Origin of the sequence: Catellatospora bangladeshensis (genome assembly GCF_016862575.1) — a bacterium.
GTDB classification, from domain to species: domain Bacteria; phylum Actinomycetota; class Actinomycetes; order Mycobacteriales; family Micromonosporaceae; genus Catellatospora; species Catellatospora bangladeshensis.
In genome coordinates this window covers 85483-108984 of record NZ_BONF01000017.1, presented here as the reverse complement: position 1 = coordinate 108984, position 23502 = coordinate 85483, and the positions used below count along the sequence as shown (strand labels likewise).

The following is a 23502-nucleotide window of genomic DNA, read 5'->3' as shown; positions in this document are numbered from 1 at the left end:
TACGTGACCACCCCATCGTGCCCCATGGAGGCAACCGCCCCGGGCGCTGCGTGCACAAAAGACGCTCAAGGTGACCGGTCGTACTGACATGGGCACTTGCCGTCCGGGGCTACCGTCGGTCCATGCGGTTCCTTGGTGTTCCGGGCGGCCCGGACGAGCCGGAGCGGCCATTCGGCCGCGAGGGGTGGGCGGCACCTGATGGCGAGGTCGTGGGCATGTTTCGTGATGGCTCATGCCAGCCGGGCGACGCGGAGCGGCCGTTCGACTCTGAGGCATGGCGGGCAGCTGACGGCCACGTCATAGACATGCATCGCGGTGTCCCGGCCATTGTCGCCGGGGACAACCGTTGCAGTGATCTTTCTGGCGGCGCCGAGTCCCCATTGAGGGAAGCCGACGCGGACGGGATCAGCGGGCTGGCGGTGAAGGCGGCGGTCAAGCAAGCCATCGACGCATTTCTGTTCCCTGGTGCCGGGCTGGTGGTCCAAGTGTTGGTGACAGCCGTTCTGACGTTCAAGAGGCTGGACAATACCGACGGAGTGAAGATCGCCGTGCCGGTCAACGTGGGGGAGCTGCCGCTGGCCTTCGAGGTCTCCACCACATTGCGCGACGGCGCCTCGCGGTACTTCACCGCTCCGCTGGAGTTCGAGCCCAAGGCCGGTGAGCCAAGCGCCCTGATCGGAGTCCCGTCAGTGGAACTGCAGACTCCGCAAGCTGACTCCGCGGCCGTCTCTGCGGTCGACAGCGGAGCGCGTTGGCGGCAGGAGCTCGCCCCGGGGCGCGACGACATGGCGGCAGTCGTCATAGCGGGGCGTCCGCCACTGATCGATAGCGATCTTTTCTGGGCCCCGATGGCTGAGGTCATCGCCAACAGCGAGGCCTTCGCCGCCCGCAAGACCGAAGGCATGAAGATCGTGTCGCTCGGCGTGTCGGACGTCCTGGTGGTCGATCGGCGCAACCGGCGGATGCGGTGGATCGCCCGAGACCGTAACGGGACCTGGTCGCAGCGCTACTACGGCTACGAGGTCCGCCTCGGCACCGAACAGCCGTCCATTTGAACACGGGTCCCCGTTTGCCCCGGTAGAGGCTCAAAGGGACGGGGTGTCTACTCCTTGGGCAGCGGGCGCGTTCATCTGCACACCGGGGTGTAGAGCCAGGTGGCGACCCATTCGAGGCCCGGCGTGCGGCGGCCGAAGATGAGCAGCTCGTACTGCATCAGTTGGAGTCCGTCATCGCTCATGCGGGCTGCCAGAAGGCACGAGGCCCGTGATCGATCGCTGCGGCGAGCCCTCTGCTCGAGACGAGACGGTGTTCCCTGTGCGCTACGGCATCTTCCGGCTGGCGCCTGCCGGTCAGAGCAACTCGGCCAGGAGCCGTGCTGCTCGCTGCGGCCCGTCGGTCGCCACGGGCCGGTACGCCGTCGTGCGCCCGATCTCCGCGGCGATGGCGTCGGCGAGCACCTCAGGCGTGAGGTCCTGGTAGTCCAGCCGCCGCCCGGCGCGATAACGGGCGAGACGGTGCGGCACATGGAGATTCTGTTCGAAGTGATGCTGCAACGGGATGTAGAGGAACGGGCGCCCGGTGGCGGTCAGCTCCATGCAGGTAGTCAGTCCGCCCTGGACGACGGCGAGGTCGCAGGCGGCCAGGTGCCGGTGCAGGTCGGGGACGTAAGGGCGGATGTCGAGGCCGGGCGCGGGCAGGATCGAGGCAGGATCGATGCGGGGACCGGTGATCACGATCATTCGCAGCCCCGGCACGCGGCGCGCCGCGGCCCCGTACGCGTCCACGACCCGGCGCAGCAGCGCCGCGCCGACTCCTGAGCCGCCGACCGTCACGACGCAGACCTGTTCGTCAGGGCGGTAGCCCAGTTCGGCGCGCAGGGCCGCGCGATCGGCGACGGTGGCCGGGTCAAAGCCGGTGGCGTACCCGGCGAAGGCGTAGTGCTGGCGGGTCCAGTCGCGGATGCCCGGCAGGCCGGGGCCGAACGTGCCGTCCACGACGTCCTCGGGGTCGCCGATGAAGATCGCCCGGTCCCGGATGCGCGGGTAGCGGGCGATGTGCTCGATCATTTCGGCGTTGTAGTCGGCGGCGACCAGCGCCTCGCGCGAGTCGGCGTCGGGCATCGGCAGGTAGCCGACGAAGTCGGTGAGCCAGGCGTACGCGAACCGCTTGAGTTCGGGATTCTCGTGCAGGAAGTGGTCGACCTCCCACGCCTCGTCGCCGACGACCAGGTCATACGCGCCATCGTGGACGACGTCGTGGAAGACCATGAAGTTGGCGAGCAGGACCTCGTCCATCCGGCGCAGTGCCTCGAAGCAGTGCAGGTCGTGTTCACCTGCTTCGCTTTCGATGTGCGCGGATTCGTTGGCCAGCCAGCGGCTGGCTGGATGCACACGCTCCCCGGCGTCCTCCAGCACCCGGGTCACCGGGTGCTGGGCGAGCCAGTCGATGGCGACGTCCGGGTGCAGGCGGCGCAGTTCGGCTGCGATCGCGGCGTCACGGCGGGCGTGGCCGAGCCCGATGGGGGAGCAGAGGTACAGCACCCGCTTGGTGCGCCGGTTCCACCGCGTCCACGTACGCGGCGCCGGTGTCCGCGGTGCCAGCTGCTCGACGAAGTCCTGAATGAGAAGGTTCACCTGCACCGGGTCGCGGGCGAGCGGGATGTGGCCACCGCCGTGCAGGGTGACCAGCCGCCCGCCGGTGAGCTCCGCGATGGTCTGGCTGCGCCCGACCGGGCTGACGCGGTCGTCGTCGCCGTGGATCAGCAGGACGGGGCAGGTGACGCGCCGGCACCACTCGGTGAACGCCGCCGTCGCCGGCCAGGTGCCGTGGCTCGCGGCCACCAGCACCTCCGCGCTGGTCTGGCGGCCCCAGCCGACGCCGTCCTCGATCTGCTTCGTCGAGTGCGGCTCCGGGAAGCACTGGCCGAGGAAGAACCAGAGGAAGTCGTCGTAGTGCTGCCGCCAGTAGGCGCGGTTGTACTTGGCCCAGTGCTCGTCCGGATCCGACGCGAGCACCGGCACCTGCGAGGACGGCATCGTCGGCGGCTCGGCGTCCATGGGCGCGGTGTGTGACCGGGCGATGCTCGCGGGGGGCACGGGTGCCGTGGGGCCGATCAGCACGACACCGCTGACCCGGGCCGGGTGGTGTGCGGCCAGGTCGATCGCCCAGGTCGCCGCCATGGACAGGCCCACCAGCACGGCGGCACCGGTGCCGGTGGCGTCCAGCACCTTCAGGGCGTACGCGGTGTGGGCGCCGTGGTCGTACGCGCGCGGATCGAGGGGCCGGTCCGAGCGCCCGTTGCCGGGCCCGTCGTAGGCGACGACGCGGTGATGCCGGGCCAGGTACGGGATCTGCCCCTTCCAGAAGCGCTTGTGGATGATGGTCCACGTCGGCATGAGCAGGATGGTCGTCTGCCCCGTGCCGAAGACCTCGTAGTGGATCTTCACGCCGTCGTGTTCGATGAAGCCCTCGGCGTCGGCTTCCCGTGCCCGCATCTGCAGTCCTCCGGTCTCAGTACGTGTCGCGGTCCTGCGGCGCCGGGCGCCGGCCTGCCAGCGTCCGGGGGCTCGGGATGAACCGGGGCACCTGTTCGGCGTACCGCCGGTAGGGCTCGCCGAGCTGGCGGCGCAGGTCGGCCTCCTCGAACCGGACCGCGACCAGGATGTATCCGGTGCCTGCGAGTGCGAACAGCAGCCGCCCGGCGCTCATGTGGGGTGCCGCCCAGAAGGCGATGAGGAAACCGACCATGATCGGGTGCCGGACGACGCGGTAGAGCAGCGGCTGCCGGAACCCCGGCTCGGCGTAGGAGGTCTGCCGGACCCGCGCGAGCGCCTGGCGCAGCCCGAACAGGTCGAAGTGCCCGATGAGGAAGGTGCTCAGGACGAGGACCGCCCAGCCTGCGGCGTACAGCGCCCACAGCAGAATCTGCGCCCAGCTCGCCGAGACCTCCCACACCGTGCCGGGCAGCGGCCGCCACTGCCACATGAGCACTGCGATGACCAGGCTGGCGATGAGTACGTACGTGCTGCGTTCGAGGGCCTGCGGCACCAGGCGTGTCCACCACCGCTTGAACCAGGGCCGGGCCATCACGCTGTGCTGGACCGCGAACAGGCCCAGGAGGCCGGCATCGGTCAGCACCGCCGCCCAGACCGGGCCGGTCCTGCCGTCGTCGATGCCCTTCGGCACGCCGATTCCGCCCAGCCAGCCCATCGTGTAACAGAAGACGGCAAGGAACGTGACGTAGGCGATGACTCCATAGCCGAGTGTCAGGATGCGCCGGCTCATGGCCAATCCCTTCTGTCGCTCGGTCGACCGACCGAATTCAGGGCAAGCTATCATTCGGTCGATCGACCGAACAAGGTCTCGTCCGATGGGAGACTCAGTTGGCCGCCGACACGACGACCAAGATCATGGAGTCCGCCCGCTCCTGCCTGCTCTCCGGCGGCTACGCCAACCTGTCCACGCGCAGGGTGGCCGACCGCGCCGGCGTACCCCTGAGCCAGATCCACTACCACTTCGGCGGGAAGCAGGGCATGGTCCTGGCACTGCTCGACCGCGAGAACCGGCTCCTGGTCGAGCGGCAGCGCCAGATGTACGCCGGCCCCGTACCCCTGTGGAAACGCTACGAGCAGGCGTGCGACTTCCTCGACGACGACCTGGCGTCAGGCTACGTCCGGGTGCTGCAGGAGATGGTCGCCGCCGGCTGGTCCGACGACGCCGTCGCCCGGCAGGTGCTCGCGCTGCTGCAGGGCTGGATGGACATTCTGGAAGAGGTCGCGCGGGAGGCCGAGGCCAGGTTCGGCTCCCTCGGCCCGTTCAGCGCCGCCGATCTGGCGACCCTGATCGGCCTGGCGTTCCTCGGGGGCGAGACATTGATCCTTCTGGGCGACACCGGCTGGAGCCGGCGGGTCCACGTCGCCCTGCGCCGGGTCGCCGAGGCGATACGCACCCTGGAGGAGGCTTGAGCCTAAGCTCCGGCCGGAGAACCGAGGCCGCGAGCCGAGCGCGGCCCGGCTCGACTCGGCCACCGGTCGGTTATAGACCGAGGGTGAACGTCAGGACCGGACTGCACGCGCTGGGGTTCACCGTCAGCGCTGGAGGCGGTAGCGGATAGCATCGATACTGATGCCGGCATCTCAACCTCCGCCTGATCTGTGCGATGAACGTGATGACGGCTTTCGTGCCCCATCCACGATCTGCATACCCAGAGCATCGCCCGTTGCGAACCGGCCCGGAGCTGCCCAGCCCTGGTGCGGGCCAACGGCGAGCGACCAGCGTGGCCGGCGTTACACCGTGCGGCTCGTCGGCCACGGCGGTGTCGGCAGCGCGACGTCGTTGTCTCGACGACGGCCCCGGAGGAGGGGGTCGTGAACGACGCCGCAGTAGTGACCGAAGCCCGCGAAACCTGCGGGATGCGGGTGTGCGTGGTTGGTTTCCTCGTGCGGGACCTGGACTCCGGGCAGGAGCTGGCATCGACTGGTTGCGCCTGGCCTGTTCTGTGGTGGACTGGCGTCGGTCGTCTGCCCCACGAGTACTCTCGTGAAGATGATCTCGTATGAAGTAACGGATGTCCTCCGCAGCTGGGCGAAGGGTTTAGCCGCAGTCAGGCGAAACTCCGTGCCCGTCGAGACCGACTGGGGCCTGCGGATCGACGAGGTCAAGCCGAAAACCCGCGCCCGGTGTCTGGTGTTTCGCGACGACCTCGACGCGGTGCGCAGCGCGGCGAAGGACGCGACCGCCCCGCACGGTGTGATCATCGTTGTCACCGCCGAGGACGCCGCAGCCGCCCTGCTCGGGCCGGCCTGGCAGAGCACGCCGCCGGAGCCGATCATGACGACCACGCTGCGGCAGGTCCCGTCGAGCGTGCCCGTCGGCTACGACCTCAGCACCACGATCGACGCGGGCGTCATCAACGTGCGCGTACATGCCGAAGGCGAGGTCGCCGCGGCCGGATACACCGCCGTGGTGGACGGTGTCGCCGTCGTGGATCGTGTCGGCACCGAACCCGCACATCAGCGCCGTGGCCTGGGCACAGCGGTGATGAACGCGCTGGCCGTCGCAGCCATGGACCAGGGGGCTATGACCGCCGTACTCCATGGGACAGAGGAAGGACGTGCGCTCTACGAGCGTCTCGGCTGGCAACTGCACTCGAAGATCACGAGCTTCACCCACGCGGCATGATCTTCACAACCGTGGTGGCGGGTGCAAACGCGGCCAATCCGGCTCGCAGCGCGGCGGAGAGGGGACGGCTCCATCCGGATCTTCGGCGATCAGCCTGTCCGAGTGCTCTCATCCACCGCCATTGAGTGACTCGGCACGCATGGCGCCGATTGGCGCGATGCTGAACAACGCTGGCGTCCAGCGGCCCTGCGGCCGAGGTCGCAAGCAGGACCTTCGTGGCAGACGGCAGGGATGATCGGCCCTGGTTTGGGTACGACGCGTCTATGGCATTCACAGAGCAGCTCCTGCCCGTTGACGGCGGCGACATGTCGTTCACTGGTGAACGGGTGCAGGCCTGCATGAGCGTGAGCGTGGCCCTGCCATGACCGACGTCGGCCCGGACGTCAGTGGCATCTACGCCGTGGCTGCTCCGGCAGAGGTGGTGTTCGGCACCCTGACGGACCCGGACCGTACGACACGGTGGTTGCCCGGCGGTGCGGTGGCCGAGTATGACGGCCCGGAGCTGGTGCGGGTCCGAGCCGGTGACAGGGTCCTCGCGTTCCGGGTGTCCACCGCAGCCGAAGAGCTGCGGATGGAGTGGTCCGCAGCGGCGGGCGATGGTCCGCACGGCAGCATGCGGGTCCAGGACAGCAGCGTCGGTGGCAGCACCGTGGAGGTTCAGCTCTGGGTCGCGGCCGAAGGGCTGGACCTTGATCGGGTTCGCGCCCTGGTCGAGGAGGGCGTGATGCATCTGCGGCGCGACGTCGAGGACAACTTCAACGCCGGGTGACGCCGTAGAGTGCTGCGTTCGACAGTCCGGCGAGCACCTCGGGCGGCACCCGGGCCCGGGTACCCGGAGCGGGTGCCGGCCAAACGGGGCGTCATACGCCGCGTCCCTGAATACACCCGGTGCCTTGTGGGTACGGTCAGCCCATGGTCCAGCCCGGATCCGGGCCGACCGCGTCAGCCGCCGCCTCGGGGCCGGCGTGGCTGGCCGACAGTGTGCTCTACCAGGTCTACCCGCAGGCGTTCGCCGACTCCGACGGGGATGGGATCGGCGACCTGGCCGGGGTCGAGCAGCACCTGGCCTACCTGCAGTGGCTGGGCGTCGACACCGTGTGGCTCAACCCCTGCTTCGTCTCGCCGTTCCACGACGGCGGCTACGACGTCGCCGACTACCTCACCGTCGCGCCACGCTACGGCACGAACGCCGACCTCGTCCGGCTCGTCGAAGCCGCCCGGGCCAGGGGCATCCGGATCCTGCTGGACCTCGTCGCCGCGCACACCTCAGACCAGCACCCGTGGTTCCTGCGCTCCCGCGACGACCCCGCAGACCACCGCTACATCTGGGCCACCGAAGAGGCCGTCGGCCGTCCCGGCTGGGTCGCCTCGCCGGGCACCCGGCCCGGCTGCTATCTGCGCAACTTCTTCGATGTCCAGCCCGCCCTGAACTTCGGCTACGCTCGCCCCGACCCCGCCGAACCGTGGCGCCAGCCCGTCGACGGGTCCGGGCCGTTGGCCAACCTGGCGGCCCTGCGGGAGATCATGACGTACTGGCTGGACCGCGGCGCCGCCGGGTTCCGGGTCGACATGGCGTCCTCGCTGGTCAAGGACGACCCCGGGCTCGTGCAGACGTCTCTGCTGTGGCGACGGCTACGCGGCTGGCTGGACCGCGCCCACCCCGACGCCGCGCTCCTGTCGGAATGGGGGGACCCCGCCGCCGCTGTCGCGGCAGGTTTCCACGCCGACTTCTTCCTGCACTTCCGCGGGCGGGCGTTCGGTTCGCTATGGAACAACCGGGCAGGCACCCATGATCCTTCCTGGGGAGAAGGTTCCTGCTACTTCGATGCCGACGGAGCCGGGTCGGTAGCCGAGTTCCTGGCCGAGTGGACCGCCGCTGACACGGCGATCGACGGCGCCGGGCAAATCGTGCTGCCCACCTCGAACCACGACTTCGCACGCCTGGCCTGCGGACCCCGCACGCGAGACCAACTCGGGCCCGCCTTCGCGCTACTGCTGACCTGGCCCGCCCTGCCGGCCGTGTACTACGGCGACGAGATCGGCATGCGGTACGTGCCCGGGCTGCCCGACAAGGAAGGAAGCGCCATCGACGGCATCTACAACCGTGCCGGATCCCGCACACCGATGCAATGGGACCACAGCGCGCGCGCCGGCTTCTCCCACGCCCCCCAGGAGCACTTCTACCTGCCCCTGGACCCGGCACCCGATCGGCCGGACGTGGCCACCCAGCAGGCGGACCACGACTCCCTGCTGCAGACGGTCCGGCGCCTCATCGCGCTGCGCCGCCGGACTCCCGGCCTGCGCACCGGGGGAAGGGTCGAAGTGCTGCACGCCGGGTATCCGTTCGTGTACGTACGAGGGGGCTCGCATCTGGTCGTGATCAACCCACGCCGCACACCTGCCACCGCCCCCGTGCCCAACCTGGCGGGCGCCCGCCCGCTGGAGGCCCGCGGCGTCGAGGTCGGGGCGAGCGGCGTCACCGCCGCCCCGTACTCCTTCGGGATCTTCGCGCTCGAGGATGCCGGGATGTGAAGCCGCTTCGTACAGCTTGCCGGCGCAGTGCGGCCATTGCCGGCGATTGGTATCCGGTCGCCGCGGGTATCAGCACGCCATGGCTACTCAGCCGATCAGTCCCGACACCGTCGAGGTGTGGAGGGCGGGTGACCTGCCGGCGTATCTGTCCAACGGGCTCATCGGGCTGCGGGTGCGTCACATCCCCTACCTGAACGGTGTGGTCACCCTCAGCGGCTTCGACGGCGTCGACCCTGCGCAGGCGGTGGAGACCTTCGCCCGCGCACCTTATCCGCTGGCCGGTGACATCAGGGTCGACGGCAAGTCGATGGACTACGCACCGGACCGGGTGCGGCTGGTGGATCAGCGCTACGATTTCGGGTGCGGCGAGCTGACCAGCCGGTTCGTGTTCGAGCCGGACGGCGTCCCCGTGCACGCCCAGGTGACGACGTTCTGCAGCCGCACCCACCCCACGCTCGTGCTGCAGGAGACCCACATTCGCGCAGAACACGAATGTGAAATCACCATTTCCGCGGGCGTGGATCCGCAGGGCGTCACGGGGGAGTGGGCCGAGCGGCGCACAGGTGAGCCGGGCTCGGTCGCCGAGGGCAGCGACGGGTTGATGCTCTGGCGCAGCTACGGCGGCTTGAGCACCTGCGGTGCGGCGTACCTCACGTCCTTCGACGGCACCGACGACGTGCGCCGCGATCTTGAACACAGCCCGGTGGCGCCGCTGCGCACCGCCTACACCTTCACCGCCCGCCCCAAGACCTCCTACCGGCTGCGACAGATCACCAGCCTGCTGCCGGAGACGCTGCACAGCCAGCCGCACCTTCAGGCGGGAAGGCTGCTGCGCGGCGGGCAGCTGCGCGGCTTCGACACGCTGCGGGAACTGAACCGGCAGGCGTGGCAGCAGCTGTGGCGCAGCCGCATCGTCCTGGACGGAGCCCCCGCGCGCTGGCAGGCCATGGCCGACGCCGCGTTCTACTACCTGCACAGCTCGGTGCACCCGTCCTCACCGGCGAGCATGTCGATCTTCGGGCTGGCGTACTGGCCGGACTACCACTACTACCGCGGCCACGTCATGTGGGACATCGAGGTGTTCGCGCTGCCGCCGCTGCTGCTGACCTACCCGGAGGCCGCCGCGACGATCTTGCGCTACCGGGCCACCCGCACCGCCGCCGCGGCGGCGAACGCCGCGCTCAACGGCTACCGGGGACTGCAGTTCCCGTGGGAGAGCAGCATGGCCACCGGTGACGAGGCCGGCCCCGGCATCGGGTCGGCGACGTCGCTGGAGCACCATGTCGGGCCCGACATCGCGGTGGCGTTCGCGCGCTACGTGCACGCCACCGGTGACCAGGGCTTCGCCCGCCAGTACGCCTGGCCGGTGGTCTCCGGAGTCGCCCAGTGGCTGGCCAGCCGGGTCGAGCACGGCGACCGCGGCTATGAGATCCGCCGGGTCACCGGCATAGCCGAAACGGAGACTCCGCGCCACAACAATGCCTTCACCAACATCGCCGCGATCCGGGCGCTGCGCGAGGCGACCGCCCTGGGCCATACGCTGGCCGAACAGGTGCCCGACAGCTGGGCCGACATCGCCGATCATCTCGTCATCCCCACGATCGACGGTGGTGACGTCATCGCCAACCATGACGGATACCAGCCCGACCAGGAAAAGGGCGAGACCCCCGAAGCTGCCGCCGCGATCTTTCCTCTGGACTGGGAACCCGATCCGAAGGTCGCGGCCGCAACGCTGCACTACTACCTCAACCTGGGCGAACGGTACGCCGGGGCGCCCATGCTGTCGGCGATGCTCGGGGTGTACGCGGCCCGCCTGGGCGATCGCGGCGCGGCGTTGGAGATGTTCGAGCGCGGCTATGCCGACTTCGTGACCGACCCCTACCGGATCACCCTCGAGTACGCCCCCGAGGTGTTCCCGGAACAGCCGCACGCGGGTCCCTTCACGGCCAACCTCGGCGGCTTCCTCACCAGCTGCCTCTACGGCCTGACCGGCCTGGTCATCGGCCGTGGACAGCCCGACAGCTGGACCCGGCATCCCGTGACGATGCCGGCAGGGTGGAACGGCGTCAGCGTTCAGCAGCTGTGGGCGAGGGGGCAAGCCGTGGAACTGAACGCCGAACACGGACAAGAACATGCACGCCTCAAAGCGACCGACGGTACGCAGGACGTAGGCGAGACCCGGCGGCACAACTCCTGAGCCCAGCCGGTACACACTTCAGAGGCAATCCACTGACGTACGGTGACGGGTCGTGCGGCCATGCCGTGGCGGATCGCGGCAGATCCGGATGTGATCATCGGTTCGATGAGCAGCCGTGCACTTTCGTCCTGTCCGTGGCCCGATGCCTCAACGGCGTCGTAGCGGCGACTTGTCGCCCACGAGCCAGAGATGCCCGTACGGATCGAAGAAGCCTCCTTGCCGATGTGTTCCCCACGGCGCTTCATGGTCTCGTACCGGATCGTGGTATTCCGCCCCCGCAGCCGCGGCTCCGCTGGCGAACGAGTCCGGGTCGTCCACGAAGACCTCGACCCGTACCGTCGTGGTGCCCAGCTCAAGCGGGCTCTCCCAGCGGTTGCTCTCCGGCTGGGCCAGGAAGAACGGCGCCCCTCCGAGCTCCATGCCGATCACCGAGCCGAGGTTCCACAGCTCGGTGGCGCCCAGAGCGCGTTGATACCAGGCAGACGCCGCAGGAGCATCCGGCACCGCGAGCATCAAAGAGATAGCGGTCACGAGCCGCACGATACGCGCCGGAAGTCACGCCCGCTTCCTGCTGACCGAGTGTCGGCCGCGACGAAATGCAAAAGGGGCGAGGGTCGGCGGGGCGCGCTCCTATCGGCAGATCTGTGTACCCGCAGGTGCAAGCCGCGCTGATCCAGCACTACGAAGAGCGACAGACCTGTCGGCTGTTCTCGGCGGACGACCATGCGCCGCGGCCCGACAGCATATGGAGTCGACGCCGGGCAACCTGCGCGATGGTAAAACAGTCTTCCTAACATCTTGACAGCGTCCCCGTGCACATCGAGACTCATCACCAAGCGGCTTGGCGCGGCGTCCGAACCGGACGTGACGTGCTCAGTGTGTACTGCCCCGGCCGGTGACTCTCCCCTCAGAGGAGCACACCGTGCTGTCCAGAAAACAGATCCTCACCACGGCAGCGGCTGCCGCAACCGCCGTGCTCACCGCGGCCACCGTCGTCCTCGCACAGCGTGCCGATGCCGCCGATGTCCTGCTCTCCCGCAACAGGCCGGTAGCGGCGTCTTCCGTCGAAGCCTCGGCGTACGCGCCGGAGAACGCCGTAGACGGCGACACCGCCACCCGGTGGGCCAGCGCCGAAGGGTCCGATCCCCAGTGGATCCAGGTCGACCTGGGCACGGCCACGCCGATCACCCGCATCCGGCTGGTCTGGGAAGCGGCGTACGCGTCGGCATATCGGCTGGAGACCTCGGCCGACGCCACGACGTGGACCACCCTCAAGCCGGTGACCGGCGAGAACGGCGGGACCGACGACCATACCGGCCTCGCCGCGACCGCGCGCTACGTCCGGGTCTACGGCACCCAGCGCGGCACATCCTACGGCTACTCGCTGTGGGAGCTGGAGGTCTACGGCCCCGGCTCGCCACCGAGTCCCGGCACCGACTACCAGGCGGAGGACGCCGCGCTGTCGCAGGCGGTCGTGGCCGTCAACCACACCGGCTACACCGGCAGCGGGTTCGTCGACTACACCAACGTCACCGGCAGCCGGATCGAGTGGACGGTGACCACCGCCGTGGCCGGTCCCGTGGCGCTGACGCTGCGGTACGCGAACGGCACCACCGCGAACCGGCCGATGGACATCGCGGTCGACGGCGCCGTCCTCGCCGCGGGCGCCCCCTTCGCCCCGACGGCGAACTGGGACACCTGGACTACGTACACGGTCACCACGACGCTGGCGGCCGGTCCCCACACCGTCCGCGCCACCGCCGTCGCCGCCACCGGCGGACCCAACGTGGACAAGCTGACCGTCACGCCCACCGCCACGGCCGGACCCACGGCCAGCCCGACCCTCAGCCCCAGCCCCACCCCTGGTGGTGCGTTCACCGTGGCCGCCGCCGGCGACATAGCCGAGCAGTGCACCGCCTCGTCGAGCACCTGCCAGCATCCGAAGACCGCGGCCCTGGTCACCGCCATGAACCCCGACTTCGTGCTGACGATGGGCGACAACCAGTACGACGACGCGCGCCTGTCGGACTTCCAGAACTACTTCGACAAGACCTGGGGCGCGTTCAAGCAGAAGATCCGCCCGGCGCCCGGCAACCACGAGACCTACGATCCGGCCGGTGCGATGGTCGGCTACCGGTCCTACTTCGGGTCGATCGCCTACCCGCAGGGCAAGCCCTACTACAGCTACGACCACGGCAACTGGCACTTCATCGCCCTGGACTCCAACACCCTCACCGCGTCGGCCCAGCTGACCTGGCTGCAGAACGACCTGGCGGCCACGACCAAGGGCTGCATCGCCGCGTATTGGCACCACCCGCTGTTCAGCTCGGGTGAGCACGGCAACGACCCGGTCAGCCGCCAGGCGTGGCAGCTGCTCTACAACGCACGCGCCGACCTGGTGCTCAACGGCCACGACCACCACTACGAGCGGTTCGGGCCGCAGAACCCGTCGGCCGCCGCCGACCAGAACGGCATCGTCGAAGTCCTCGGCGGGATGGGCGGCGCCTCGCCCTACGCGATCGAGAACGTCCAGCCCAACAGCCAGAAGCGCCTGACCGGCGTGTTCGGGGTGCTCAAGCTGTCGTTCACGGCCGGCACCTTCTCCTGGCAGCTGATCGGGACCGACGGCACGGTCAAGGACACCAGCCCCACCTACACCTGCCACTGATGTACATCACACTGCGCCGGGACACCCCGGCTCCGGGACGGCGGGCGCTTTCCGCCGTCCCGGCCAACGTCATCGCGCTGGGCGCCGTCAGCCTCGTCACCGACGTCTCGTCGGAGATGGTCACGGCGGTGCTGCCGCTCTACCTCGCGCTCACCCTCGGCCTGACGCCACTGCAGCTCGGCTTCGTCGACGCCCTGTCCTTCGGGGTCACCGCGCTGCTGCGCCCGGCCGGGGGCCGGGTGGCCGACCGGTGGCGGCACAAGCCGGTGGCCGCCGCCGGGTACGCGCTGTCGGCCCTGGCCAAGCTCGGTGTGCTCGCCGCCGGGACGGCGCTCGGGCCGCTGGCCGCGGCCATCATCGCCGACCGCACCGGCAAGGGCGTGCGTACCGCGCCGCGTGACGCACTCATCGCGTCATCGGCCCCGGCCGGTGGTGAAGGGCTGGCATTCGGCGTGCACCGGGCCATGGACACCGTGGGGGCGTTCCTGGGTCCGCTGGCCGCGTTCGCCGTGCTCGCCGCCACCGGCGGAACGTACCGGGCCGTGTTCGTGGTCAGCTTCTGCGTCGCGGCGTTCGGCGTGGTGCTGCTCGTGCTCTACGTCAGGGACCGGCCGGGTCCCACCCCGCCGGTGCCGCCGCTGCGGACCGTCGTGCGCGACCGCCGGCTGTGGCGGATGTGCGCGCTCGCCGCCGGGCTCGGCGTGTTCACCATCAGCGACTTCTTCGTGTACCTGCTGCTGCAGCGCTCCGGCGCGGTGCCGCTGCTGTACTTCCCGCTCCTGCCACTGGGCACGGCAGCGGTCTACCTGCTGCTCGCGGTGCCGCTCGGCCGCCTGGCCGACCGCGTCGGGCGGGCGCGGGTCCTGCTCGGCGGGCATCTCGCCCTGGTCGCGGCCACGCTCCTGCTCGCCGGTGCGACGCCCGCGGCGCCGATGGTCGTGGGGGTGCTCCTGCTGCACGGGCTGTTCTACGCCTCCACCGACGGGGTGCTGATGGCACTGGCGGCGCCGCTGCTGCCGGACTCCTCGCGTACCACCGGACTGGCGATGGTCCAGACGGCGCAGGCGTCCGCCCGGGCCGTCTCCTCGCTGGCCGCCGGGGCGCTCTGGGCCGCCTGGGGTGCCCGGGCAGCGCTGCTGGTGATGGCGGCGGGCCTGCTCGCGGCGGTCCTGGCCGCCGCGCGGGGGCTGCGATGAAGCGGGCGTGGCTCGCGTTGGCGGCCGCGCTCGTGCTGGGCGCGGCGGCCACGGTCTACATGACGCACACCGCCGCATCGACACCGGCCGCACCGCCGACATCCCTGCGCGGCGGGCAGCTCTACTTCCGCGACGGCGGCGGCCAGGTCGCCTCGGTCTCCCCAGCTGATCCGGACGGTTCACGACAGAGGTCGGGGCTGCGGTGCGACCGGTTCGCGGCCGCCTGGCCGACGGCGGTCTGCCTCACCGCCGACGTCACCAACGGCCTGCCGGCGACCACCGCCGTGATCCTCGACCGCGACCTGCGCGAGACCCGGCGGCTGCAACTGGCCGGGATCCCCAGCCGCGCCAGCGTCTCGCCCAGCGGCCGGATGGTCGCCTGGACCGTCTTCGTCACCGGCGACTCCTACAGCCAGGGCGGATTCTCCACCTGGACCGGCATCCTGGACACCCGCACCGGGTACGTCGTGACGAACATCGAGAACATCCACCTGTACCTGAACGGCGGGCGCCACCACGCGGCGGACGTCAACTACTGGGGTGTCACCTTCGCCGACGACGACACGACCTTCTACGCCACGGTATCCACGCGGGGCGCGACCTATCTCGTGCGCGGCGACTACGCACGCTGGGAGGCGCGGGCGGTGCTCGCCGGGGTGGAGTGCCCGTCACTGTCACCGGACGCGACCCGGGTCGCCTACAAGAAACCGGCTTCGGGGCGGGTCCCGTGGCGCCTGGCCGTGCTGGACCTGCGCACCCTGCGCTCGGTGGATCTCGCCGAACCGCAGGGCGTCGACGACCAGGCGATCTGGCTCGACACCCGGACGGTCGCCTACGCTCGCGACGGCGACGTGTACGCGCTCGCCGCCGACGGCACCGGTGCACCCCGTGTCCTCGTCCGGGACGCGACCTCACCCACACCACCGCTGATACCGCGATGACAGGCGGCGGCTTGCGCATCGAAACGCAGCGCCGGCGCTCGGTCCGGGTCGACACGACGATGGCGGGTGAAGATTACGGCTCGCGGGTCAAGCGCTGACGCGCCGGAGGGACCGGTGCGGCCGACCCCGATCAGGGCAGCGGATACTCCAGCCAGACGACCTTGCCGTCGGCGGTCGGCTCGGTGCCCCAGTGCCGGGACATACGGTGCACGAGGCCCAGCCGGAAGCCGCCGTCTACGTCGGGCCGGCGGTGCACCGGTGGCGAGCTGCTGCGGTCGGCGACCGCCAGGCGCAACGCGGTGCCGGTGCGACAGCGTTCCGCAGGCACAGCTGGGCAGTGTCCTGCGCACCTGGTACGAAACCGCGATCACGCTGCTCGACGCCGACCTGCTCCCCGAGATCATGACCGCGCCGCCTGCCGGGCACCGGCCCCATCCCGGATAGCCGGGCACCCCGGCAGCCGTGCTGAAGGTGGAACGTCATCCCGGTCGGCCCGGTGGATGAGGTCCTCGCGGACACCGGTCGGGTGCAGCAGCGGGTACGGCGGTTGCGGGCGCGCGTGGTGGTCGTGGTTCATTGGTCGGCGGCCTAACCGGCACTCCGAATTGCTGGTGTCCGGGTTCACCTTGATCTATGGGCTCCCTTACGATGCGACCCGAATGGCACGCGACCACACAGCAGCGAGGCAGGCCATGGAACAATTGGGCAGCACCGATCCATCGAGCATTGGCCCCTTCCGCCTCGTAGGCCGCCTGGGCGCAGGCGGAATGGGCCGCGTCTATCTGGGACAGTCGGCCACCGGGAAGCGCGTCGCCATCAAGGTCATCCGATCGGAACTTGCCGAGGACACGGTATTCCGCCAGCGCTTCGCGCGAGAGGTCGCAGCAGCAAAGAGCATCACAGCTCTGCACACCGCCGCGGTCGTGGACGCCGACCCCGACGCCGAACAACCGTGGTTCGCGACCACCTACGTGGAGGGACCAAGCCTGGCCCAACATGTCCGGCAAGACGGCGTACTGAGCCCAGCGGCATGTCTGACACTCGCAGCAGGCATCGCGGAGGCCCTCGCAGCTATGCACCTGGGCGGCCTGGTGCACCGCGACGTCAAACCGAGCAACGTATTGCTGACCGATGCCGGACCGCAGATCATCGACTTCGGCATCGTCTTGCCTGCCGAAGCCACCCGCCTGACCACCAGCATGGTCGTCGGCACCCCCGCCTACATGGCCCCAGAGAGGCTCGACGGCGATGAGGGCAGCCCGGCGGGCGACATCTTCTCCCTCGGCGCGACCATAGTCTTCGCGGCGACAGGACAGGGCCTCCTCGGAGGCGGAACGATGCAGGAACAGATCGCACGGCTGGCTCACGGCCGGTTCCACCTGGCAAACGTCCCCAAGGAGCTGCGCCCGCTCGTGGTCCGGTGTGTCAGCCGCCGCCCGAAAGACCGCCCGACGGCCTCAGAACTGGCACGCACACTGGTTGGACTCGGCGCAGCCGCGCCTGCAAGCGGCTGGTACGTCACCCCCACCACACAGATGGATCCTGTGCCCACATCGCGGCAAGGCCTGCGGCGCCGGACGATCATCGCAGCGGGGCTCGGCGTCGTGGCAGTTGCAGGAACTGGAGCCACCTTGGCGCTGACGGGCCACACCTCCAACGGGCAGGGGGACCGGAACGGCGCACCAGGCGCGAGCCCTTCGACGCCAGAGCGCTCCGCAACCGTACTGTCCGCGTTGCCCCTTCAGGAGACGGCCCGGTTCTTGGATATGACAACGGTCATCCTCGGGGGCCAGGGCCTAGGCACAAGCGAACCCTCCCCGCTGACCCGCTTTCTCAATGTGGACGGAACCGAGCGTTGGCGAGCGGCACGGTTCTTCGATCCAATGCCGTGGGGCAAATTAGTGGCAGGCACAACGATCGACGAAAACGGGCAAGCGAAGATAGTGATCAATGATCTCGCTACCGGGCGCAAGGTCACGACGATCCAAGTTGAGGACTTGGGCCGCCTCTACATCGTCGGCACCACGCTCATCCATCTCCCGTCGGCAGGCTACGACTCGCTGCGACTTCAAGCGTTCGACACCTCAGGCAAACGGATCATGCAGGAATACCTCGGCGATATCAGTAGCTGCTATGGCTGCGCCAGCGACGGCACCACGCTGCTGTATCTGGGTGCTGTCGCGCGATTTGAAACTCTAAGCTATAGCGACCGAATGGTTCGCTGGGACTTGAAGGCCAGGTCGGCTCGATGGCGGGTGAAGCTGCCATCGAGAGTTTCGAAGACTGCTGAAGTCGTGGCGAGCGGTGAGGCAATCTATGTTGCGAACCAAGCCGACACCCTCATCTCCCTCAACAGCCTCGACGGAGAGGTGAAGTGGGTCGCCTCCCTGGCGTCGGACGATGACGCGTTCTATGTCGACCCGCAAATCGGCCCTCTGATCTTCGAGCGGGGTGAGTTAGTGCGACTCGACCCGGCGTCGGGACAGCGAACATGGCGTTATGACTTGTCGGGAAAGTGGTCCCCGGTCGCGCTGGCGACTGACCGCAAGTCCCTCTACATTATCAGTAAGAATTGTCTCATATGCTTGGACGCGAGCACCGGAGAATTGCTTTGGAAACGGCGTTTGCCGGAAGACACCAGCAACCTCCACCCCTCAGCCCTGCGAGCGGTGGATGACCGCATCTTCATAACGTTCGAAGTCCCAGCGGACAAACCCAATGGCGGGCCTGGCCTCCTAGCTGTGTCCCTCGCGTGAGGTGGAGGACGTAGTATCCGTGCACGTCTTCCGGCTCGTCCCCGGTCGTGCGACGACGCTGTTCTCCCAGCAGCGGACCGAGTCCGGCATGATCCTCAACGTGGTCCCCCTGGGCGCCCGTGACGAAGCCGCGTCGTACGAGCTCTCCGCGCGCACGGCTGGCGGCCGGACGGTGACCCGGCGGCTGAACGTAGGTCTCACCGCAGACATCGACGTATACGACAGGATTTACATCCGCAACCAGCTCCAGCGCCAGAACGTCGAGATCTGGGCGGTCTCGGGCGGCGGGGACAAGCTGAACCTGGTGGCGACGCTGGCACCCGGCAGGAGCGTCGACTACGCCGTGCCGGAGTGCGAGAGGAAGCGGCTGATGGCCTTCCTCGCCTCCCAGTCCACACCCGTCAGAGACCTGGGCACGTTCCTGGGCCACCGGAACTGGTGGGATCTCGGCACCTTCGTGTGATCGGCCGCGGTCCTCACGCGGGCGCGGCCACTGCCGCGCCCGCGGCGCCTGCGGTGAATGTCGGCATGGCGACGCCGGGGCGGGCGATCGGATGACAGTTCCGCGCCCCGATCTCCGTATGATCGTCGTTCATGGTGCGGGTGAACGTCCTGGGCCCGCTGCAGGTGTGGGTCGCGGACCAGCCGGTGGACGCGGGCGCGCCACGACAGCGGGCGGTGCTGGCCCGCCTGGTCGGTGCCGCGGGTGAGGTCGTGTCGGCCGACCGCTTCCTCGACGACCTGTGGGAGGGCGAGCCACCGCCCAAGGCCCTGGGCTCGCTGCAGGCCTACGTCTCCAACCTGCGGCGCGTGCTCGAACCCGCCCGCGCCGCACGCACCCCCGCCGGGGTGCTGGTAAGCGCCTCGCCTGGCTACGCGCTTCGGCTGTCACGATCCGATGTGGACGCGTGGCGGTTCGAGGACCTCGTCGCGAGCGCGGCCGACGCGCACGCCCAGGACGATCCGGTACGCGTGGAATCTCTGGTCGACACCGCGCTGGCACTGTGGCGCGGCCCGGCGTACGCGGAGGTCGCCGACGAGCGGTGGGCCCAGCCCGAGGCGGCGCGGATGGAGGAGCTGCGCGCGGTCGCCGTGGAGTACCGGGCCGATGCCGTGCTGCGCCTCGGCCAGGCGATGCGGGTCGTGCCGGACCTGGACCGGCACGTGCGCGCCCATCCGCTGCGGGAGGAGGCGGTGCGGCTGCTGGCGCTGGCCCTCTACCGGTCGGGGCGGCAGGCCGACGCGCTGGCCGTGCTGCGGCGAGCGCGCGAGCGGCTGGCCGACGAGCTGGGCGTCGACCCGGGGCCGGCGCTGCGCGCCCTGGAGGCCGACGTGCTGCGGCAGGCCGCGCACCTCGACACGGCCGCGTCCGGCGTGGCGCGCCGGGCGAAGCCGGTGAACCGGCCGGCACGCCAGGCTGAGCCCGAACGCCTGGTGGGACGCTCAGCGGAGCTGGCCCGGCTGGCCGACGCGGCCGTCCGGGCGCGGGGCGGCGGCTTCCAGGTGGTGTGGATCGGCGGTGAACCCGGCGCGGGCAAGAGCGCCCTGGCCGAGGCGTTCGGCGCGGAGACCGGATGGCGTAGCGCCGTCGGCCGCTGCCCCGAGGTCGACGGCGCCCCCGCCGCGTGGGCGTGGAGCCAGGTGCTGCGGTCGCTGGCGCAGGCCCGGCCGCCCGCCGACAGCCTGGCCGCGTCGCTGTCGCCGCTGCTGGACCCCGGCCGCCGGCCCGACGGGGAACCTGCCGCGGCAGGCCAGTTCTGGCTGGCCCACGCCGTCGGGCAGTACCTGGCCGAGGTGGCCGCAGACGGTCCGCTGCTGGTCGTGCTCGACGACGTGCACCGCGCCGACGAGGAGACGCTGCAGATCCTGCGCCAGGTCGCCGGGCAGCTGACCGCGTCGCCGGTCCTGATGCTGGCCGCCTACCGCTCGACCGAGGTCTCCGACCACCTGGGACCGACGTGGGCGGCGCTGGCCGGTCCGCGCGCGGAGACGATCGAGCTGGCGGGGCTGAGCCCGGCCGACGGCGTCGCACTGCTGCGCCGCCACAGCGGCGTCGACCTCGACGACGGCGCGGCACGGCAGCTGGCCGAGCGCACCGGCGGCAACCCGCTGTTCGTCCAGGAGACCGCGCGCCTGATCGCGGCCGAAGGACCCGCGGCCGCGGCCGACGCGGTCCCGGCCGGGGTGCGCAGCGTGCTGCGCCGTCGCATCGCCCGGCTGCCCGCCAAAGCCCAGACCGTGCTGCGCAACGCCGCCGTCGTGGGCCGCGACGTCGACGTCGACCTGCTGCTGGCGGCCGAGGGTGCCGACGAGGACACCGTCCTGGACGGGCTGGAGGCCGCGGTCCTCACTGGGCTGCTCGTCGAACCCTCACCCGGCCGGGTGCGCTTCGCCCACGCGCTGGTCCTCGACACGCTGTACCAGGACACGCCGCTGCTGCGGCGTACCCGCCTGCACGCGCGGGTGCTGGCGGCCCTGGAACGGACCCGCCCCGCCGACGTCGCGGCCCTGGCCCGGCACGCCCTCGCCGCCGGGCCCGAGGGCGCCCGGTCGGCGGTCGGCTACGCCACCACGGCCGCCCGCCACGCCGGACGCCTCTACGCCTACCGGGAGGCCGCGTCACTGCTGACCCGGGCGCTCGACGTCCTCGACGCCGCCCGCGACGACGATCCGGCGGCGCGCCTGGACCTGCTGTGCGAACTGGTGTCGGCGCAGGCGCACGCCGGTGCCGTCGCGGCGGCGCGGCAGACCCGCCTGCGCGCCGTCGCCGCGGCCCGCGCGGTCGGGGACCCGGTGGCCACGGCACGCGCACTGGGCGCCTTCGACGCACCCGTGACCTGGACCGTACGCGAGAACGGGGTGCTCGACCGGCCCGTGGTCGACGAGGTCGAGGCGGCGCTCGCGCTGCTGCCGCCCGGTGTCGACGAGGTCCGCTGCCGGCTGCTGACCACCCTTGTCTTCGAGGTCGAGGGAATGGACCAGGACCGGGCCGAATCGGCCAGCGCCCAGGCGCTGCAACTGGCCCGGGCCTCCGGCGACGCGCACCTGCTGTGCCTGGCCCTCAACGCCCGCTACTTCGCCGCGCTCGCGCCGCAGCGCAACCACGAGATCGAGGCGCTGGGCGAGGAGTTGCTCGCGGTGAGCTCCGCCGCCGGGCTCCTGGGCTTCCAGGCACAGGCACACCACGTCCTGTGCCTGGCCCAGCTCGGCCGCAACGACCTCGACGCGGCCAGGGCACACGTGGACCGGGCGGTGGAGCACTCCACGACCGGGCAGCTCGGCCTCACCCTGGCCATCCTGCACATGTTCGACGCGCTGCGCGCGCTCGTGGCGGGACGGTTCGACGAGGCCGAGCGCCGCTACACCGAACTGGCCGCCGAGATCGGCCGGCACGGCGGCGTCAGCGCGCACGCGTTCGCGATACTCGGCCAGTTCTTCGTCCGGCTCGCCGCCGGCCGCGCCCACGAGTCCGCGGACGCCCTGCACGGCTTCCATGCGGTGCTGCCGACGGCGGAGATCAACGAGATGCTCGTCCGCGCGCTGGCCGCCGCAGGCCGCGCCGACGAGGCCCGCACGGTCTGGCGGCCGTCGCTGGAGATCGGCGCCGGGTACTACTGGCTGCTGTTCATGGCGGTGCGCGCGGACAACGCGGTCCTGCTGCAGGACCACGCGACCGCCGCGGCCTGCTACGACGCGCTGCTGCCCTGGGCGGGCCGGGTGGCCGGGCTGTCCAGCGGATCTCTGGCCGCCGGGCCGGTCGACCTCGCGCTGGCCGGCCTGGCACGGCTCGCCGGCCGCGACGACGACGCCGCCCGCCACTACCGCGACGCCGCACAGCTCGCCGAAAGCCTCGGCAGCGGGCACTGGGCCGACCGGGCGCAAGCAGGCCTTCACCTGCGCTGACCGAAGATGAGCCGCTCGCGGCGGCGGTGGCCGGGGCGCAGCAACAGCAGCGCCACCCGCAGCACCGGTCCCGCCAGGGCGTGCAGCTCCGCCAGCTCGTCCGGCGCCGCGAACCGCTCGATGCGCGGCAGGTCGAACCACGGATCGCCCGCCCGGCGTGCAGCCGCCTCGACGCGCCGCCAGTCCGCCGCCGACACGTACCGCTCCACCAGCGGCAGGACCGTGCGCTCCTCCTCCTCGATGTGCTCGTCCAGCAGGTCCCGCAGGCCTTCGAGCCCCTGCGCGAGCCGCCGTGCGGCCACGCGGTCGGACGGCGCCGCGGCGAACGCGGTGACCGCCGCGCGGACCTGGTCCAGCAGCGGCTCCAGCGCGCGGTGGTCGTCGCTCAGCTCGGCGAGGTCGACCTCGGCCCCGGCGGCGCGGTCGAGCACCGGCCACAGGTGACGGTCCTCGACGTCGTGATGGTGGTGCACGCCGTCGCAGACGCGGCACACGTATTCGGCCAGGGCAGCCGCCCGGCGCCGGTCGCAGACGACGACCCCGGCACCGATACGCCCGGCGAGATCGGCCAGGCGCCGCGCGTCGCCGCGCATCGTGCGGTGGGCCAGGCGGAAGCCCAGCAGCTGGGGACGCTCGATAGGGGCCGCAGGCACGGTCGCTCTCCTCGCTGTTCGGCATGCCGATGTCGCCGCCACCGTGACGCCGCCGGCTTGGCGACGACTTGGCGGGCTCGTCAGGTGCGGCACAAGCCGATCCCAAGTCCCCGCCAAGTGGCCGCCGCGACGCTGATCCGGCCGGGACGCCCCCGGCATCGTCGGAAACGAGGAGTTCCTGATGCGTAACCATGACCAGTCGATGCGGACCCGCGTCCGCGCGGGCGGGCTCACCATCAACCACAGCGCGGCGGTCACCGCGCGTCCGGCCGGCCAGGCCGAGGACGGCGTCGCCACCTCCCACACCACGGCGGCGCGCAGCCAGGCCGGAGCGGGCGGGTTGGCGACCAACCACAGCCAGGCGGTGGCCCTGCGCACCCGGCTGAACGCCGGCGGCTCGCACCTGAACCACAGCCAGCCGATCGCCCGCCAGAGCTGACATCCGATCGCCGGGCCGGCGCCGAGCCGCGCCGGCC

20 protein-coding genes are annotated in these 23502 nt (G+C 70.6%); 15 read left to right on the top strand and 5 right to left on the bottom strand.

Features of this window, described 5'->3' with window-relative positions:
- Positions 1–122: 122 nt before the first annotated feature.
- The gene (locus Cba03nite_RS16710) at positions 123–1055 is read left to right on the top strand and encodes a hypothetical protein (RefSeq protein ID WP_203746749.1); all 933 of its coding nucleotides are present in this window, start codon (positions 123–125) and stop codon (positions 1053–1055) included.
- A 294-nt stretch (positions 1056–1349) separates the two neighbouring features.
- On the opposite strand, the gene Cba03nite_RS16705 is transcribed toward Cba03nite_RS16710, so the two are convergent.
- The gene (locus tag Cba03nite_RS16705; protein ID WP_203746748.1) at positions 1350–3494 is read right to left on the bottom strand and encodes an alpha/beta hydrolase; all 2145 of its coding nucleotides are present in this window, start codon (positions 3492–3494) and stop codon (positions 1350–1352) included.
- 16 nt (positions 3495–3510) lie between these two features.
- A complete protein-coding gene (gene mddA / locus Cba03nite_RS16700; protein WP_203746747.1) occupies positions 3511–4284 on the bottom strand; it encodes a methanethiol S-methyltransferase in 774 nt (257 codons plus the stop codon).
- Between the two features lie 98 nt (positions 4285–4382).
- Here mddA and Cba03nite_RS16695 point away from each other — a divergent pair, with 98 nt between their 5' ends.
- From Cba03nite_RS16695 to Cba03nite_RS16670, 6 genes are all read left to right on the top strand, one after another.
- Positions 4383–4964 (top strand): TetR/AcrR family transcriptional regulator, encoded by a 582-nt coding sequence (locus Cba03nite_RS16695; RefSeq protein WP_239125792.1) that lies wholly within the window; start codon positions 4383–4385, stop codon positions 4962–4964.
- A gap of 402 nt (positions 4965–5366) precedes the next feature.
- Entirely contained in the window at positions 5367–5558 is a 192-nt protein-coding gene (locus Cba03nite_RS16690) for a hypothetical protein (protein WP_203746746.1), read from the top strand.
- Complete coding sequence (locus Cba03nite_RS16685; protein WP_239125791.1) at positions 5545–6180, top strand: GNAT family N-acetyltransferase; 636 nt, start codon at positions 5545–5547, stop codon at positions 6178–6180. Before Cba03nite_RS16690 ends, Cba03nite_RS16685 begins: the two co-directional genes overlap by 14 nt.
- Before the next feature lie 361 nt (positions 6181–6541).
- Positions 6542–6949, top strand: coding sequence for an SRPBCC family protein (locus Cba03nite_RS16680; protein ID WP_203746745.1), 408 nt, complete (start codon positions 6542–6544; stop codon positions 6947–6949).
- Between the two features lie 143 nt (positions 6950–7092).
- Positions 7093–8712, top strand: coding sequence for an alpha-amylase family glycosyl hydrolase (locus Cba03nite_RS16675; RefSeq protein ID WP_203746744.1), 1620 nt, complete (start codon positions 7093–7095; stop codon positions 8710–8712).
- Between the two features lie 79 nt (positions 8713–8791).
- A complete protein-coding gene (locus tag Cba03nite_RS16670) occupies positions 8792–10909 on the top strand; it encodes a glycoside hydrolase family 65 protein (protein WP_203746743.1) in 2118 nt (705 codons plus the stop codon).
- Positions 10910–11056: 147 nt separating this feature from the next.
- Here Cba03nite_RS16670 and Cba03nite_RS16665 read toward each other — a convergent pair whose 3' ends face one another.
- On the bottom strand, positions 11057–11440 hold the full coding sequence (locus tag Cba03nite_RS16665) for a VOC family protein (protein WP_203746742.1): 384 nt from the start codon (positions 11438–11440) through the stop codon (positions 11057–11059).
- Between the two features lie 391 nt (positions 11441–11831).
- Here Cba03nite_RS16665 and Cba03nite_RS16660 point away from each other — a divergent pair, with 391 nt between their 5' ends.
- Genes Cba03nite_RS16660 through Cba03nite_RS16650 form a run of 3 tightly spaced genes read left to right on the top strand, consistent with a single transcriptional unit; the run spans position 11832 to position 15714 of the window.
- Positions 11832–13577 carry a discoidin domain-containing protein gene (locus Cba03nite_RS16660; protein WP_203746740.1) on the top strand — a complete coding sequence of 582 codons (1746 nt, stop codon included), beginning with the start codon at positions 11832–11834 and terminating at the stop codon, positions 13575–13577.
- The gene (locus Cba03nite_RS16655) at positions 13577–14773 is read left to right on the top strand and encodes an MFS transporter (protein ID WP_203746738.1); all 1197 of its coding nucleotides are present in this window, start codon (positions 13577–13579) and stop codon (positions 14771–14773) included. The genes Cba03nite_RS16660 and Cba03nite_RS16655 overlap by 1 nt, the downstream gene beginning before the upstream one ends.
- A complete protein-coding gene (locus Cba03nite_RS16650; RefSeq protein ID WP_203746736.1) occupies positions 14770–15714 on the top strand; it encodes a hypothetical protein in 945 nt (314 codons plus the stop codon). The genes Cba03nite_RS16655 and Cba03nite_RS16650 overlap by 4 nt, the downstream gene beginning before the upstream one ends.
- A 130-nt stretch (positions 15715–15844) precedes the next feature.
- Here Cba03nite_RS16650 and Cba03nite_RS16645 read toward each other — a convergent pair whose 3' ends face one another.
- Positions 15845–16042: an ATP-binding protein gene (locus tag Cba03nite_RS16645; RefSeq protein ID WP_203746734.1), complete on the bottom strand. Its 198-nt coding sequence runs from the start codon at positions 16040–16042 to the stop codon at positions 15845–15847.
- Positions 16043–16195: 153 nt separating this feature from the next.
- Here Cba03nite_RS16645 and Cba03nite_RS40635 point away from each other — a divergent pair, with 153 nt between their 5' ends.
- From Cba03nite_RS40635 to Cba03nite_RS16625, 4 genes are all read left to right on the top strand, one after another.
- Entirely contained in the window at positions 16196–16306 is a 111-nt protein-coding gene (locus Cba03nite_RS40635; protein ID WP_373315754.1) for a hypothetical protein, read from the top strand.
- 19 nt (positions 16307–16325) lie between these two features.
- On the top strand, positions 16326–18470 hold the full coding sequence (locus tag Cba03nite_RS16635; protein ID WP_203746730.1) for a serine/threonine-protein kinase: 2145 nt from the start codon (positions 16326–16328) through the stop codon (positions 18468–18470).
- A 1-nt stretch (position 18471) separates the two neighbouring features.
- Positions 18472–18933, top strand: a complete 462-nt coding sequence (locus Cba03nite_RS16630; protein ID WP_203746726.1) for a hypothetical protein — start codon at positions 18472–18474, stop codon at positions 18931–18933.
- 131 nt (positions 18934–19064) lie between these two features.
- A complete protein-coding gene (locus Cba03nite_RS16625) occupies positions 19065–22373 on the top strand; it encodes an ATP-binding protein (protein WP_203746725.1) in 3309 nt (1102 codons plus the stop codon).
- On the opposite strand, the gene Cba03nite_RS16620 is transcribed toward Cba03nite_RS16625, so the two are convergent.
- On the bottom strand, positions 22361–23026 hold the full coding sequence (locus tag Cba03nite_RS16620) for a hemerythrin domain-containing protein (protein WP_203746724.1): 666 nt from the start codon (positions 23024–23026) through the stop codon (positions 22361–22363). The genes Cba03nite_RS16625 and Cba03nite_RS16620 overlap by 13 nt on opposite strands.
- Positions 23027–23207: 181 nt before the next feature.
- Between Cba03nite_RS16620 and Cba03nite_RS16615 the strand changes: the two genes are divergently transcribed.
- On the top strand, positions 23208–23465 hold the full coding sequence (locus Cba03nite_RS16615; RefSeq protein WP_203746722.1) for a hypothetical protein: 258 nt from the start codon (positions 23208–23210) through the stop codon (positions 23463–23465).
- The last annotated feature ends 37 nt before the right edge of the window (positions 23466–23502 follow it).

What these genes read in the sequence shown, in the direction of transcription:
- Cba03nite_RS16675 (WP_203746744.1), top strand. Translation starts at nt 7,093, where the DNA reads ATGGTCCAGCCCGGATCCGGGCCGACCGCGTCAGCCGCCGCCTCGGGG.
- Cba03nite_RS16685 (WP_239125791.1), top strand. Translation starts at nt 5,545, where the DNA reads ATGATCTCGTATGAAGTAACGGATGTCCTCCGCAGCTGGGCGAAGGGT.
- Cba03nite_RS16650 (WP_203746736.1), top strand. Translation starts at nt 14,770, where the DNA reads ATGAAGCGGGCGTGGCTCGCGTTGGCGGCCGCGCTCGTGCTGGGCGCG.
- Cba03nite_RS16710 (WP_203746749.1), top strand. Translation starts at nt 123, where the DNA reads ATGCGGTTCCTTGGTGTTCCGGGCGGCCCGGACGAGCCGGAGCGGCCA.
- Cba03nite_RS16670 (WP_203746743.1), top strand. Translation starts at nt 8,792, where the DNA reads ATGGCTACTCAGCCGATCAGTCCCGACACCGTCGAGGTGTGGAGGGCG.
- Cba03nite_RS16615 (WP_203746722.1), top strand. Translation starts at nt 23,208, where the DNA reads ATGCGTAACCATGACCAGTCGATGCGGACCCGCGTCCGCGCGGGCGGG.
- Cba03nite_RS16625 (WP_203746725.1), top strand. Translation starts at nt 19,065, where the DNA reads ATGGTGCGGGTGAACGTCCTGGGCCCGCTGCAGGTGTGGGTCGCGGAC.
- Cba03nite_RS16680 (WP_203746745.1), top strand. Translation starts at nt 6,542, where the DNA reads ATGACCGACGTCGGCCCGGACGTCAGTGGCATCTACGCCGTGGCTGCT.
- Cba03nite_RS16705 (WP_203746748.1), bottom strand. Translation starts at nt 3,494, where the DNA reads ATGCGGGCACGGGAAGCCGACGCCGAGGGCTTCATCGAACACGACGGC.
- mddA (WP_203746747.1), bottom strand. Translation starts at nt 4,284, where the DNA reads ATGAGCCGGCGCATCCTGACACTCGGCTATGGAGTCATCGCCTACGTC.
- Cba03nite_RS16655 (WP_203746738.1), top strand. Translation starts at nt 13,577, where the DNA reads ATGTACATCACACTGCGCCGGGACACCCCGGCTCCGGGACGGCGGGCG.